This window comes from Staphylococcus croceilyticus (assembly GCF_002902575.1).
Classification (GTDB): domain Bacteria; phylum Bacillota; class Bacilli; order Staphylococcales; family Staphylococcaceae; genus Staphylococcus; species Staphylococcus croceilyticus.
Window position 1 is genome coordinate 64,529 of the sequence record NZ_PPRD01000033.1, and the last position, 13,097, is coordinate 77,625.

Genomic DNA, 13,097 nt, shown 5'->3' on the forward strand with positions numbered 1-13,097 from the left:
AACATATGTACAATTTAATCTATTACAAATTTTATTTTAATATCATTACTTATTTAATATAAAACTTGTTTTACATGAGGTCTTCTCTACTCATACATTCTATACTTTAACCATATTTTTTCCATCTAACTAATTGATTTCAAAGCCGTCCTCATTAAAGACAATTAAAAAAGCTACAGCAATTGTTATTGATTCATTACATTGCTATAGCCTAGTATTTAGCCACCGATATAATTCATATTAATTTTTTTGCGCTGACGATTTTTCACTGTTTGTTCTGTGCGCTCATCTGAATAACGATCATCACGTACATTCCATAAACTAATTAATTGTTCTCTTAATTCATCGTCTGTAACGCCAGAGCGAATAAATGATTTAATATTAAATCCTTCTACTGTACTAAATAAACAGCCATAAAATTTTCCGTCTGAAGACAGACGCGCTCGCGTGCAAGTAGAACAGAAAGAAGCTGATACACTTGTAATAAGTCCAAATTTCGCGCCATTATCTTTATGTCTATAATATTTAGCTACTTCTCCATAATACTTTGGAGGTACAGGTTCAATATCAAATTGTTCATCAATCATTTCTAGCATTTCATCTTTAGTAACTACTTTACTAAAGTCCCAACCGTTATCATTACCAACATCCATAAACTCTATAAATCTAATTTCAATATCTTTATCTTTGAAATACTCAATCATTGGAATAATTTGATCGTCATTAATACCTTTTTGGATAACCACATTCACTTTCACGTGGAAACCAATCGATACCGCATAATCAATTTGGTCTAATATTGTAGACGCTTTAATATTACGATTATTAATAGCTTGGAAGACTTCATCATCAATCGCATCTAAACTTACATTAATACGACGTAAACCAGCATCGTAAAGCTTTTGGCCATGTTTCTTTAATAATAATCCATTGGTCGTCATCCCAATATCTTCAATGCCATCGATACGCGTAAGCTTTTCAATTAACTGATATAAATTGCGTCTTAGTAACGGTTCCCCACCGGTAATACGTAATTTCTTCACACCCAATTCAGCATAAACTTTAGCGATTCTGACCATTTCCTCGAATGTTAATAATTCATCTTTCGGTAAGAAGACGAAGTCATCACCAAAGATCTCTTTCGGCATACAGTAATCGCATCTGAAATTACAACGATCAGTCACTGATATACGCAAATCTCGAATAGGTCGTCCTAGTTTATCCTTAATTTGAGCTACCATAACACGGACCTCCTTAAGAATTTATTTGTTGTTTTAAAGTGTCCAAGTCATGTTGATAGTTAATGTTTTTATACCAATAATCAGGTGAGTTAATTTCACCAACGTCTAACGTCTTAATATTCACCTGTTGATAGACATGTCGTAAGCTATAATCATCTGACTTCAATGCGTGTTCCATAATATTTAAGATGTCTGGACTATAGAATGCGATAGTCGGTATAATTTTTTCATTTTCAGAGAAAGCAGCAATATCAATTTGATCTTCAATTAATTTAGAGACCATAAACTGATATAACGCGCTAATTGCTTTCCCAGTAATCATCGGTGTATCTACAGATACGACAAAGAATAATTCTTCATCACTATACTCTTTCATTACGGTATAGATACCTGCAAGTGGACCTTTATCTTTCTCTTTTGAATCATCGACAATAATGTTGTCGTGTTTAAATTGATTAGCAAGCTGATCATTCGTGCTAATAATAATCTCATTAAACATGTTCGTTTCTTCTAACACATGAATAATACGTTGATAAAACATTTGACCATCAATTTCAGCAAAGGCCTTCGCTTTGCCGAAACGCTCTGAATGACCGCCTGCTAATATAATTGCTTTCATTTCCTTTTAACCCCCACTAACTGGTGGAATCAATGCCACAACATCTGTCGGCTGTATGATATCCTCTTTTTTTACAAATTCTTCGTTGACTGCAACTTGAAATTTTTTATCTTTAATAGAGGGGTGACGTTCAAATAACATTTGTTCAAAGTGTTCTACGCTAAGCTCCTCATTAATATCTATCATTTCAGAATCAGTCTGTAATATCTCTTTAATTTCTGCGAAGTATAACACCTTCACGTTAGACATCTCCTTTAGTTGCTTCTTCGTGACTACCACGTTGATGACCTTGCCATTCGGCGCCATCTTCCCAAATTTCTTTTTTCCAAATTGGCACTACTTCTTTAATACGTTCAATCGCATATTCATTTGCTCGATATGCATCTTTACGATGAGGTGATGACACCGCAATAAGTACTGCGATATCAGAAATTTGAAGTGGCCCAATGCGATGCACTATCGTAGTAATCGTTCCAGGCCAACGCTGATTTATCTCATCACCAATTTGCGCAAGTTTCTTCTCTGCCATTGGTACATATGCTTCATATTCAAGGTATTCTGTTTTAACACCTTTCGTCCATTCACGTACATGCCCTGTAAAGACTACAACTGCACCTTGGTGTTCATTTAAAGTAAAGTCTCGATACTGTTCAGTTTCAATTGGTTCAGTAACGACTTCAAATTGTTTCATTATATATGTCAGTCCTTTTGTTTAATCCAATCTAGTAACCATTCTTCGTAATATTCTAGTGCATTCTCTTCTTGAAAATGATAACGATAACGCACACGACTTAAATTTGATAATTCATCAAGTTCTTGTTGATTACGATACACAATCACCTTGTCAAAGTCTTCATTTTTAAAACCTTCGACTAGAATGATATTACAACTTATTGTAACAGATTCGTCAATAATTTGAGTAAGGTTTTGTTTATGCGCACGTGTGACTGTTTGTTGATACTCAGTACCTTGAACGATACTTTGATCGGCGCCCGCTTCAAAATGTTTCATATGATCCACTTGGGCGTCTTGTAATGTAATATCTTCTACACCATGTCCATGATGTTTAATAGTAGCAACGGTATAGCCATGAGATTTTAAAAATTTTATCGTATATTGCATGAGCGTTGTTTTGCCAGAATTTTTAAAACCTACTATTTGAAGAATCATAGTGTCATTTCCTCTTCGAACACATTTGATTCAGTAAGAATTACATCGACTGTGTGTCCAGCTTTAAATCCACGTGTTCCTCCTGGCAACATTATCATTGCGTTACTATGCGCAATCGCTACGACTGCACCTGATTTATTAAATCCTGATGGCACAACTGTCGCACCACTGTGAGAAAAAGAAACATGGGCACGAATGAAACGTGTAAATGGATTAGCTTTTGAAAAGTCTTCCATTAAAGTTGCTTTAACAACTTGTGGATAATAAGCTATGGCCCCCATCATATGTTGCACAGCTGGTTTCACAAAGAGTTCAAAACCAGTGAAACAAGCAGATGGATTACCTGATAAACCAAATAAATACTGGCCATTCGCTACTGCAACAGTCGTCACACTACCAGGACGCATTCCTACTTTATTAAATAATACTTCTGCATCTACAGCTTTATATATTTCAGGCAAGTAATCGAAATCTCCAACTGACACACCACCAGTTGTAATAACGATATCGTGTGTAGCCATTGCATCTTTAACAACTTCAATACTACTTTGTAAATCATCTTGTTGAATTTTATAATTCTCAACTTTTAAGCCAAATTTCTCTGCTAATGCTTGAATCATTGGTCCATTAGAATTACGAATTTTACCTGGTTGTAACTCTTCATGTACATCTAACAATTCACTTCCAGTGGCAATAATAGCTACACTTGGCTTTTGTGTAACAGGTACTTCTGTATACCCATAAGTAGCTAATACAGCTATAGCGCCTGGATTAATCACTTGTCCTTTTTTCAATACAACATCACCAGTTGTTGTCTCCTCACCTTTAAGCGAAACATTTTCATATGCTTCAAAAGGTTTACGAATAGTAAATGTATCACCATCTTCAACCGTTTGTTCGAACATCACTACTGCATCAGCGCCTTCAGGAAGTTGTGCCCCTGTCATAATACGTACAGCTTCATTTTGCCCTAATGTTTTATCAGAAACAGAACCTGCACCAATATGATCAATCACTTTAAATTGTTTACGATTCTCAGAATAAGCGCCTGCTGAATCTTCACTTCTAATCGCAAAGCCATCATAAGGCGATTTATTAAAACGTGGAATATCATACGTTGCCACGATATCTTCAGATAATATATGTCCTAAACTATCTTCTAAATTCACAGTAGTATGCTTCGTAAAAATATCTTGGGTTACTACTCGATGAATTGCTTCTTTTACAGGTATTGGATTTCTTTTTTCTACAGCCATTCTTCTCATCTCCATAAAATAATAAAATTCATGATATACTAACTTTACTAGGAGGGTTATTATGTCAGAATTCACGCATATTAACGAACAAGGTAATGCTAAAATGGTAGACGTTTCAGATAAAAACATTACAAAGCGTACTGCACAAGCCCATTCAAGCATTACAGTTAATCACACTATTTATCAACAAATCATTGATAATACAAATAAAAAAGGTAACGTTTTAAATACTGCACAAATTGCAGGTATTATGGCTGCTAAAAATACAGCCACTATCATTCCAATGTGCCACCCACTACCTTTAACTGGCATTGATGTTAACTTCTCATGGCAAGCTAATGAAGATCATACTTACACATTAAACATAACAGCCATTGTTTCTACTACTGGTAAAACTGGCGTTGAAATGGAAGCATTAACGGCAGCTTCAGCTACTGCTTTAACGGTTTATGATATGACGAAAGCAGTCGATAAAGGTATGGTTATAGGTGAAACATACCTTGAGTCTAAGTCTGGTGGCAAATCAGGAGATTATCAACGTTAAATTCCTTTTAATTATAATAGTCATGAGCTTGTAATTAAATTAGGGAAACCTATCATTTTTACGCGCTCATGACTTTTTTAATTATTTATTCAATTCATATACCATGTGATTTAATTCCGGTTTAATTAATTTCTCAATTGCTAGTTTAACTGCACCAGTTGAACCTGGAAGTGTAAAGATTAATTTATTCATTACCGTACCAGCAATCGCTCTTGAAAGAAGTGATTTCGTGCCTACATCTTCTGTATAACTTAAGTATCTAAATAATTCGCCAAAGCCTTCAATTTCTTTATCGAGTATCGGACGTATTGCCTCTATCGTAATGTCTTTTTGAGAGATACCAGTACCTCCAGTAGTGATAATAACATCAATATCAGAAGCCAACCAACTGTCTATTTGCGATTGAATATCTTCTTTATTATCTTTCACAATAGTGTAATGATCCTTATCTACTTCTACATTCATATCTTGTAATAAAGATTGGACTAATTGGCCACCTTTATCACTCTCTTTATCACGTGTATCAGAAATTGTTAAAACTGCGCAACGAATATGTCTTTCTACTTTTTCATGTTCATGTTGGTGCATACCAAACACTCCTTTATCCAAATAATTGGTTAATTAAATTGATAGCCTCGGAAGTCTTTGTGGTTCCGTGAACAAGCATACGTCCACCTTTAAAGCTTACAAATCGATGTCCTTTAAACTCAAACATTACCATATACTGATTGGATTTATATTTTAAATTATGATTATCAAGAAATTGTGTTATCATCTCTTGAGTAATATCCGGATTTTCATACTGTACTGTATCTCTACCACACAAAGTAGCATATAATGTATGATTTTGATTTAAATACGGAAAAGTTGGTTTACTTCCGCAAGTAGGACAATCTTCACGATGCATTCGACTAAATCCAATAGTGTAATGACTGGCATCCCAAACATCACCATACGTCAGCTTCATCGGTATTTCATTGCCAGTTAATAACTTAAGTGCATCTCGAAGTTGAAAACTTGTCGTCATAGTCACGGCAGGTTGAATCACACCCACAGTATCGCAAGTTAAATTGATAGATGGTAACTGTGGCATCACACAATTAAAACATGCCGTTGTTCCAGGAATAAAGGTTGCTTGGGCATACGTACTTTGTACTACTCCTCCGTAAATCCACGGGATATTCATCTTATAAGCATAATCATTAATTAACTGACGTGTATCAAAATTATCTGTCGCATCGATAATTAAATCGATATCCTTAGCATGGGTATCTAAAAAATAATAATCTACATGTTGGATATAGGCATTAATATGAATGTCATAGTTGATTTGGGTAAGATGTTTTTTAGCAGCCACTACTTTAGGTAACATATCTGCGGCATCTTTTTCAGTGAAAAGGGTTTGACGTTGTAAGTTACTAAATTCAATATAATCTCTATCAACTATCGTTAGCGCTTTAACACCTGCACGAGTTAAACCTTCAGCAACGTGTGTACCTAATGCCCCCATACCTATAATTAATACATGTTTTTGACTAATCTCCTCTTGCCCTGTTTCTCCAATATGTTTAAATAAAATTTGTCTCGAATACCGTGCTTGAGTCATTGATTTATCCTCTCTAATTTCAAAGTCAATTTATAAATAATTATAAACTAAAAAAGCACCTCAATAAAAAAAGGTGCTTACTCTAGTCAATCTTAACGATTCTATCAGCTAATACTTCAGCTTCGAAGTTAGAATGTGTAACAAAGATAATTGGAATCTTCCACTCTTTAAACACGCGTTTAACAAGTTTAATTCCTTCATCTCTCGTATTTTCGTCTAAACTAGAAAAAGGTTCATCTAGTAAAACTAAATCTGGTTTAGTACTTAGCGTACGTGCTAAAGCAACCCGTTGAGACTCTCCCCCGGAAAGTGTAGCTGGATACTGATCCATTAAATGACTTATATTTAGTTGTTTGGTTAACTCATCAATATGTACTGAAGGTTTCGCCATAAACGTGATATTTTTCCTCACCGTCATATTAGGAAATAATTGATAATCTTGAAACAAGTAGCCGATACGTCTATCTTGAATCTTAACATTTACTTTTTTATTTGTATCAAGAATTACGTGGTCATTGATTTTTATGTATGCACTATCTGGTTTACGTAATCCTGCAATCATATTAAGTACTGTCGTTTTACCAATACCTGAAGGCCCACGTATAGCATAAATCTTAGGAGCAGCATCATTAATATTGATATCAATAAATGTCTTTTTTAATTGATACTGTAATTTCAGTTTTAACATTTATTCTACCTCCTCTGGAAGGTCTCGGCTCGCAAAGTTTAATATACCAATGACTGTGATTGAAAAAGCTACTAGCACAAGTACCCATAACCAAGCTTGATTTTCTCTTCCTTGTTCTACCAAGAAATAAATCTCAAGCGGTAACGTATTTGTATGATTAGGTATATAACCTGCAACCATTAGTGTTGCCCCAAATTCACCAATAGCACGTGCAAAGCTCATCATCACACCGGCAATAATTGAGCGCTTTGATAAAGGCAGAATGAGACGAAAGAAGATTTTATTCTCACTAGCTCCCATAGTACGTGCAGTATTGAGCATTTTAGGGTTAATACTTCTAAATCCTTGAATCGTATGATGATACATCAATGGAAAACTAACGATGACAGACGCAATTACTGCCCCTGTCATTGTGAATACTACTGGAAGATGTAGTACATTTTGAAAAAATTGTCCTACTGCATTTCTAGGAGAAAATATAATCAATAAAATAAATCCTAGTACTGTGGGCGGTAAAACAATGGGTAATAAAATAAAACTTTCAAGGAGTTTAGTAAGATGCCCTCTTCTTTTATAAAGTAAGCGACAAATAAATATTCCTATGATTGATACAATCACTGTACTTATCGCAGCCACTTCAATCGATATCCAAAAAGGCGTTAAATCAGGCATACTTTATACCTCCTTAAACTTCAAAATGATAATCTTTTAAGATGTCTTTCGCTTTATCAGATTTTAAGAAATCCATCCACTCTTTAGCAAGTTTACTGTCTGATGTTGCACCTGCTTCATAAGTAATCGGTTTTTTAAGATCTGCTTTTTTAATCTCATTTACTTTATCTGTTTTCTTATTATCAGTGTATAAATCTGTTTCATAAACAAAGCCCATTTGTGCATTGCCTTTTTCAACATAATTTAATACTTGTTTAACGTCTTTCGCAAATACTAATTTATCTTTAACTTGATTATATAAACCTTGGTCTTCTAAATATTGTTTCGCATATTTACCAGCCGGTACTGTTTTCACTTCACCAATCGCTAATTTTTCGTTACCTTTTAAATCTTTGACAGAAGCATCATCGCTGTTTTTATCACCAACTAAAACAAGTTGATTGTGCGCGTATTTATATGTATCATTCGCTTTGTTTTCATCTTTTAGTTTATCTACGTCTTTAGTATTTGCAGACATGAATACGTCCGCTGGCGCACCTTTTTCAATTTGTTCTCTTAGAGCACCTGAACCACCATAGTTAAATGTGACATCCGCATTTTTATGATCTTTTTTAAATTCTTTTTCTAATGCTTTACTCACGTCACCTAAACTAGCTGCCGCTGAAATTTTCAACTCTTGCTTTTGCTCATCACTTTTATTGCTAGAATCGGATGATTTTTTGTTATCATCACTATCTCCAGAATTTGAACAACCTGCTAATACCACTGCAAACGTAGCACTTGCAGCAACAAAATGTTTTAAATTCATTTCTCAAGCCTCCTAATTAATTGTTCTAATTTCAATTATACTCTTTTTTTATTTATTCGAAAGTTCAATAACAAAATTTTTTAAAATGACAATTAAATATTTATAATTTATTCTTATATAGTTACAATCTTGATTATAAACAAAATCTTTTAGAAATATTGGAAAAAGTTTTACTATAGAACTATCTATCAATAAAGGAGCTCCATAAATGGATAAAGATGTACTTCAAGGACAATCCATCATGCGCTATGAAGATGGTAAATTATTTGAAACAACCGATAGTTATGTTACTGAATTCCCATTAACGATTATGGTTAATGGCTCTGAATTTGCGACTGTTATTTGTAGTCCTACCCATATGGAAGAATTAGTCATTGGGTTCTTAGCTTCTGAGGGCGCCATTTTCAAAAAAGAAGAAATAAAATCTTTGCAGATTGATGATAGTAAAGGGTTCGCGCATGTAGAATTGACAAAAGATTTGGGAGATCGATTTGAATATTCTACTAAACGTATGATTGCTTCTTGTTGTGGAAAAAGTCGTGAGTTTTACTTCCATAATGATGCAGCCGTTGCTAAAACATCTATGTCTAAAATCACTTTGACTCCTAAGCAAGTGTTGAATATGATGACTGCGTTACAAAGTGCAAGCACCTTGTTTAAAAAGACAGGTGGTTTACACAATGCAGCCATTAGTGATGGAAATGAATTTTTCGAGCACAGACAAGATATCGGTCGTCATAATGCATTAGATAAACTTTATGGTTTTTGCTTGCAACGTCATATCCCTGTTAGAAATAAAGTACTAATCTTTAGCGGTCGTATCTCATCTGAAATATTGCTTAAAGCAGCAAAAATTGGTGTAGGCGTTATCTTATCTAAATCAGCACCTACCACATTAGCCATTACACTCGCAAATGATCTTAATATTACAGCAATTGGCTTTATAAGAGATGGTAACTTTAATGTCTATAGTCATCCAGAAAGAATAAAAATGGCGCCTTCAAATTAAATATTTGATGACGCCATTTCTTTTATTCTACATTCTCTTTAACAATATGATAAATGAAACTTTGATAGGTATAACCTTGTTTAATATACATATCTTTCGCAGTATCTTCTCCATCTGCTACAAGTATTACAGGACGTTCCCCTGCTATTTCGCCAATATAAGATTGAATTGTTGTCCCAATACCTTGGCGCCGGTAACCTTCTAAAACACCGAAGCTATCAATTTCTACCGTTTCTTCTGTTTCAATAACATCTACGGTTCCTACTGCTTGTCCTTCTAAATATGCCACACATCTTGAAACCGTATCTTCTTTATTTAATATGGTTTGTCTTGTAGTGTTAACACTTTCATTCGCGAAATCTTCTCCGTATGGTAAAGCAAATGAACGATAGATAGCTAAATAATCTTCTATATTATGAGCATCTACTTCACTTATTGTAATATCAGCTCGTCGTTGAAATCGGGCTAACTCTGTTCCTTCTATTATATATAGTTCTAATACACCTAATTGAAACCCTTCATTTTTAATTTCAGAAAGCCATGTTTGATTAAGCGATTCATTCTCTGGAAAAGTAAACGCTAAGTGGTTAGATGATTGTTGCTTATGTAATTTAAGTTGTTGTGCCATATCTTGATGCCATTGTTCTATAGTGGGAAGTGTTTTATAAACCCACTTATTCGTATCATATTTCAAAGGTTGAGAAGGTGTTAGATAGATGATTTTTTGTTCATCTTCTAAATAGCGATGACCTTCTTGAGCAATGTTTTTCATGGATATTGCACTCATATCGTTCATCCCCTATGTATTTAAACAATTTAATACGTCTATTGTATCAAACTTTTAAAACGAGAGTGGTTTAACATTGTTGTACCGATTAAACATGCTATGATGCCTTTAATTAAATCGCCCGGCATAAATGTGAATGAAAATACAATCGCTTTACCCACTGGCATACCGATAATGAAGCCCATAATAATTGTGCCTACGATATCTAATAGTAAAATGCCACATACAAGTGTTGGCATGAATAACACGACAAAATTAATTTTATGAATATAGCGATCTCTTACGAATCCAATTAGATATGCTACTACAGGATATAAGAATAAGAAACCAGCTGATGGTCCTGCAAAAACGCCAATACCTCCACGACCGCCAGATAAGACTGGCAACCCGGCAGCTGCTAGTAATAAAAATACAATGACACTTAAAGCGCCATATTTTCTACCTAAAATAATCCCTGCTAGAAATATCCCAATATTTTGTAAAACAATAGGTACAGGCATAAATGGAAGCGGAATACCAGGAACTAATCCTAATACACATATAATTGCTGTCATTAATGCTGTATATACTAAATTCTTTGTACTCATCATACATCCTCCTTTTACGAAGATGATTATACCACTAATGTAAACTTATTTGTATAAAAAGTTTACATTTGATTTACATTTCTATTTTTTTCGCTAAATCAGTAATATATTTAAAGAATTCATCATGTTTTACTTCAGTAATTACATGAATTGGACGGCCTTGTTCTGTAAGATATGTGCGTCCTTGACTCGGACCACGACTTTCTACATCGACGTTAACTTCTATTGAGCGAACTAAATCCGCTTTACCTACATAAGCGGTCGTTAATACATCCCATAAGAAATAAGTTGAATTAGTCACAAAATGTGTGAGGGGTGGTACAGCTGCATAACTTACCCCTAAGAAGTCTACGCCTATATATGAACGTTCGTTTGCCCACATTTGTCGTATAGCCGGTGTCAGTGGCACTTGATTGGTACTTTCTAAAGCAACCATGTCTATTTTAATGTCACTGTCGAATACAGTTTTTACCGCTTCTGGATCCCAAAACGCATTCCATTCGGCTGTGCCATCATGTTCAGGTTCTTCTACATTTCCTTTTTCAAGAAAAGTCCCGCCCATCCAAACAAGTTTAGCAATATTGTTTGTAATGTCTGGATTGGTCTTTAATGCTTTAGCCAAATCTGTAAGGGGTCCAGTAAATAATAAGGTTACCTTCTCTTCAGAATGCGTTAACGTTTCGATAATATCTTGATAAGCTTCTAAGTGGCTCATAGTAGATTGCGTATTGGTAGTGTGTTCATTTAATATAGGTAAGGCATCCATGAAGAAAGCATGCATTCGCCATTCTTTTGGAAAAGGATTAGCCCCACGCTCATATGATGGCGCAACTTTTAATGAAGCATTAGAGAAGCGGTTAATAATCTTACAAGACGCACTAAGTGATGGCTCCAAGTAACAATCTGCGCCAATAGTACTTACACCAATAAGTTCAATATTCTCCATTTGTAAGAGTAAAAATAGAGAAATTAAATCATCTACGCCTCCGTCATGATTGAAATATACTTTAGTCATTATTCCATCTCCTTTAATTTGAAAAAATAAAAAGCTACGATTACATTATACGTAACCATAGCTTTCTTCATAACTAAATAACTAAAATTGATAGTCGCTATTAAAAAATTTTTATTTACTTGCTTTGATTAATTTGTCTTTTAAATCTTTTCTCATAAAGTCAAGTGTATATGGATCATTATACCAATAAGTTTCTGCTTTCACTTCAACTACACGACCTTTTTGAACCGCCGGTAAGTTTTTCCAAATATTTGTAGTTTCATAACTTGGTTTAGACTTACCTTCACCTGTTGAAACGATGTAATCTCCCGCTACATCTTCAATTTTTTCTTGGCTTACTTCAGCCCAACCTTCTTTTTTAACTAGGTCTTGTTGCCCTTTTGGCATTTTTAGACCAAAGGCTTGATATAATACTTCTCCGCCACGACCCCAGTTATCGCCGTACGTGTATAATTTTTTGTCGAATTCATCGAAGATTGAAACAGTTGAATCTTTACCAATGGCATCTTTGATTTCTTTGCCATCTTTGGCAGTTTGTTCTTTCCATTTATCTTCCCATTTTTTAACTTCGTCTTCTTTGCCAACAATTTTACCTAACATTTCTTGTTGTTCTAAGTATTTATGTTTACCATAATCTACAACAATTGTTGGTGCGATTTTTTCGTATTTTTTAATGTTTTTATCAGTTGAGTAAACGATAATTAAATCTGGTTTTTGTTTAGCGACTTTTTCTACGTCTTGATCACCAATTTTAGTTACATCTTTAAATTTATCTTTTAAAATCGGACTTTGATCTACTTGATTGCTTACTGCAATGATATTAGCGCCTAATTTATGTAAACCACCTGCAAACGTTGGAGCAACGACTGCAATGCGTTTTGGATCTTTAGGAATTTTAATTGTTTTACCACTATCTAACTTATATGACTTAGTTTCTTCTTTTGAACCTGATTTGCTTGAATCATTTGAACCGCTATTCCCACATGCAGCTAAAACGATAATTAAAGCGATTAATGGAAAAATTAACTTTTTCATATTTCCTCCTAGTGAAAACGATTATCAATTTCATTAAAATTATACAAGAGAGTTTACAAA

17 protein-coding genes are annotated in these 13,097 nt (G+C 34.3%); 2 read left to right on the plus strand and 15 right to left on the minus strand.

Annotated elements, in window-relative coordinates; all coding sequences use genetic code 11:
* Positions 1-218: 218 nt before the first annotated feature.
* Genes moaA through CD128_RS05625 form a run of 6 tightly spaced genes read right to left on the minus strand, consistent with a single transcriptional unit; the run spans position 219 to position 4,286 of the window.
* Positions 219-1,241 carry a GTP 3',8-cyclase MoaA gene (gene moaA / locus CD128_RS05600; protein ID WP_103329053.1) on the minus strand — a complete coding sequence of 341 codons (1,023 nt, stop codon included), beginning with the start codon at positions 1,239-1,241 and terminating at the stop codon, positions 219-221.
* 13 nt (positions 1,242-1,254) lie between these two features.
* Entirely contained in the window at positions 1,255-1,860 is a 606-nt protein-coding gene (gene mobA, locus CD128_RS05605; protein ID WP_103329054.1) for a molybdenum cofactor guanylyltransferase MobA, read from the minus strand.
* A 6-nt stretch (positions 1,861-1,866) separates the two neighbouring features.
* Entirely contained in the window at positions 1,867-2,100 is a 234-nt protein-coding gene (gene moaD / locus CD128_RS05610) for a molybdopterin converting factor subunit 1 (protein ID WP_103329055.1), read from the minus strand.
* A 1-nt stretch (position 2,101) separates the two neighbouring features.
* Positions 2,102-2,551 carry a molybdenum cofactor biosynthesis protein MoaE gene (locus CD128_RS05615; RefSeq protein WP_103329056.1) on the minus strand — a complete coding sequence of 150 codons (450 nt, stop codon included), beginning with the start codon at positions 2,549-2,551 and terminating at the stop codon, positions 2,102-2,104.
* Positions 2,552-2,559: 8 nt separating this feature from the next.
* Positions 2,560-3,030, minus strand: coding sequence for a molybdopterin-guanine dinucleotide biosynthesis protein B (gene mobB, locus CD128_RS05620; RefSeq protein ID WP_103329057.1), 471 nt, complete (start codon positions 3,028-3,030; stop codon positions 2,560-2,562).
* On the minus strand, positions 3,027-4,286 hold the full coding sequence (locus tag CD128_RS05625) for a molybdopterin molybdotransferase MoeA (RefSeq protein WP_103329058.1): 1,260 nt from the start codon (positions 4,284-4,286) through the stop codon (positions 3,027-3,029). The genes mobB and CD128_RS05625 overlap by 4 nt, the downstream gene beginning before the upstream one ends.
* A 61-nt stretch (positions 4,287-4,347) precedes the next feature.
* Here CD128_RS05625 and moaC point away from each other — a divergent pair, with 61 nt between their 5' ends.
* On the plus strand, positions 4,348-4,830 hold the full coding sequence (moaC, locus tag CD128_RS05630; RefSeq protein ID WP_103329059.1) for a cyclic pyranopterin monophosphate synthase MoaC: 483 nt from the start codon (positions 4,348-4,350) through the stop codon (positions 4,828-4,830).
* A gap of 81 nt (positions 4,831-4,911) precedes the next feature.
* Here moaC and CD128_RS05635 read toward each other — a convergent pair whose 3' ends face one another.
* The 5 genes from CD128_RS05635 to modA all read right to left on the minus strand — a co-directional run bounded on the left by CD128_RS05635 (position 4,912) and on the right by modA (position 8,604).
* Positions 4,912-5,418 carry a MogA/MoaB family molybdenum cofactor biosynthesis protein gene (locus tag CD128_RS05635; RefSeq protein WP_103329060.1) on the minus strand — a complete coding sequence of 169 codons (507 nt, stop codon included), beginning with the start codon at positions 5,416-5,418 and terminating at the stop codon, positions 4,912-4,914.
* 13 nt (positions 5,419-5,431) lie between these two features.
* Positions 5,432-6,436, minus strand: a complete 1,005-nt coding sequence (locus tag CD128_RS05640; protein ID WP_103329061.1) for a ThiF family adenylyltransferase — start codon at positions 6,434-6,436, stop codon at positions 5,432-5,434.
* A gap of 82 nt (positions 6,437-6,518) precedes the next feature.
* Entirely contained in the window at positions 6,519-7,124 is a 606-nt protein-coding gene (locus CD128_RS05645) for an ATP-binding cassette domain-containing protein (RefSeq protein ID WP_103329062.1), read from the minus strand.
* Positions 7,125-7,796, minus strand: a complete 672-nt coding sequence (gene modB, locus CD128_RS05650) for a molybdate ABC transporter permease subunit (protein WP_103329063.1) — start codon at positions 7,794-7,796, stop codon at positions 7,125-7,127.
* A 13-nt stretch (positions 7,797-7,809) separates the two neighbouring features.
* Positions 7,810-8,604 carry a molybdate ABC transporter substrate-binding protein gene (gene modA, locus CD128_RS05655; protein WP_103329064.1) on the minus strand — a complete coding sequence of 265 codons (795 nt, stop codon included), beginning with the start codon at positions 8,602-8,604 and terminating at the stop codon, positions 7,810-7,812.
* A gap of 208 nt (positions 8,605-8,812) precedes the next feature.
* On the opposite strand from modA, the gene fdhD reads away from it, so the two are divergent.
* Entirely contained in the window at positions 8,813-9,613 is an 801-nt protein-coding gene (gene fdhD, locus CD128_RS05660; protein WP_103329065.1) for a formate dehydrogenase accessory sulfurtransferase FdhD, read from the plus strand.
* A gap of 22 nt (positions 9,614-9,635) precedes the next feature.
* Here fdhD and CD128_RS05665 read toward each other — a convergent pair whose 3' ends face one another.
* From CD128_RS05665 to CD128_RS05680, 4 genes are all read right to left on the minus strand, one after another.
* Positions 9,636-10,400, minus strand: coding sequence for a GNAT family N-acetyltransferase (locus tag CD128_RS05665; protein ID WP_103329066.1), 765 nt, complete (start codon positions 10,398-10,400; stop codon positions 9,636-9,638).
* 38 nt (positions 10,401-10,438) lie between these two features.
* Positions 10,439-10,987: a biotin transporter BioY gene (locus CD128_RS05670; protein WP_103329067.1), complete on the minus strand. Its 549-nt coding sequence runs from the start codon at positions 10,985-10,987 to the stop codon at positions 10,439-10,441.
* Between the two features lie 73 nt (positions 10,988-11,060).
* Positions 11,061-12,005, minus strand: a complete 945-nt coding sequence (locus CD128_RS05675) for a nucleoside hydrolase (protein ID WP_197730776.1) — start codon at positions 12,003-12,005, stop codon at positions 11,061-11,063.
* A 108-nt stretch (positions 12,006-12,113) separates the two neighbouring features.
* Positions 12,114-13,037, minus strand: a complete 924-nt coding sequence (locus tag CD128_RS05680) for an ABC transporter substrate-binding protein (RefSeq protein WP_103329069.1) — start codon at positions 13,035-13,037, stop codon at positions 12,114-12,116.
* Positions 13,038-13,097 lie beyond the last annotated feature (60 nt).

What these genes read in the sequence shown, in the direction of transcription:
- moaA (WP_103329053.1), bottom strand. Translation starts at nt 1,241, where the DNA reads ATGGTAGCTCAAATTAAGGATAAACTAGGACGACCTATTCGAGATTTG.
- mobA (WP_103329054.1), bottom strand. Translation starts at nt 1,860, where the DNA reads ATGAAAGCAATTATATTAGCAGGCGGTCATTCAGAGCGTTTCGGCAAA.
- CD128_RS05615 (WP_103329056.1), bottom strand. Translation starts at nt 2,551, where the DNA reads ATGAAACAATTTGAAGTCGTTACTGAACCAATTGAAACTGAACAGTAT.
- mobB (WP_103329057.1), bottom strand. Translation starts at nt 3,030, where the DNA reads ATGATTCTTCAAATAGTAGGTTTTAAAAATTCTGGCAAAACAACGCTC.
- CD128_RS05625 (WP_103329058.1), bottom strand. Translation starts at nt 4,286, where the DNA reads ATGGCTGTAGAAAAAAGAAATCCAATACCTGTAAAAGAAGCAATTCAT.
- moaC (WP_103329059.1), top strand. Translation starts at nt 4,348, where the DNA reads ATGTCAGAATTCACGCATATTAACGAACAAGGTAATGCTAAAATGGTA.
- CD128_RS05635 (WP_103329060.1), bottom strand. Translation starts at nt 5,418, where the DNA reads ATGCACCAACATGAACATGAAAAAGTAGAAAGACATATTCGTTGCGCA.
- CD128_RS05640 (WP_103329061.1), bottom strand. Translation starts at nt 6,436, where the DNA reads ATGACTCAAGCACGGTATTCGAGACAAATTTTATTTAAACATATTGGA.
- CD128_RS05645 (WP_103329062.1), bottom strand. Translation starts at nt 7,124, where the DNA reads ATGTTAAAACTGAAATTACAGTATCAATTAAAAAAGACATTTATTGAT.
- modB (WP_103329063.1), bottom strand. Translation starts at nt 7,796, where the DNA reads ATGCCTGATTTAACGCCTTTTTGGATATCGATTGAAGTGGCTGCGATA.
- modA (WP_103329064.1), bottom strand. Translation starts at nt 8,604, where the DNA reads ATGAATTTAAAACATTTTGTTGCTGCAAGTGCTACGTTTGCAGTGGTA.
- fdhD (WP_103329065.1), top strand. Translation starts at nt 8,813, where the DNA reads ATGGATAAAGATGTACTTCAAGGACAATCCATCATGCGCTATGAAGAT.
- CD128_RS05665 (WP_103329066.1), bottom strand. Translation starts at nt 10,400, where the DNA reads ATGAGTGCAATATCCATGAAAAACATTGCTCAAGAAGGTCATCGCTAT.
- CD128_RS05670 (WP_103329067.1), bottom strand. Translation starts at nt 10,987, where the DNA reads ATGAGTACAAAGAATTTAGTATATACAGCATTAATGACAGCAATTATA.
- CD128_RS05680 (WP_103329069.1), bottom strand. Translation starts at nt 13,037, where the DNA reads ATGAAAAAGTTAATTTTTCCATTAATCGCTTTAATTATCGTTTTAGCT.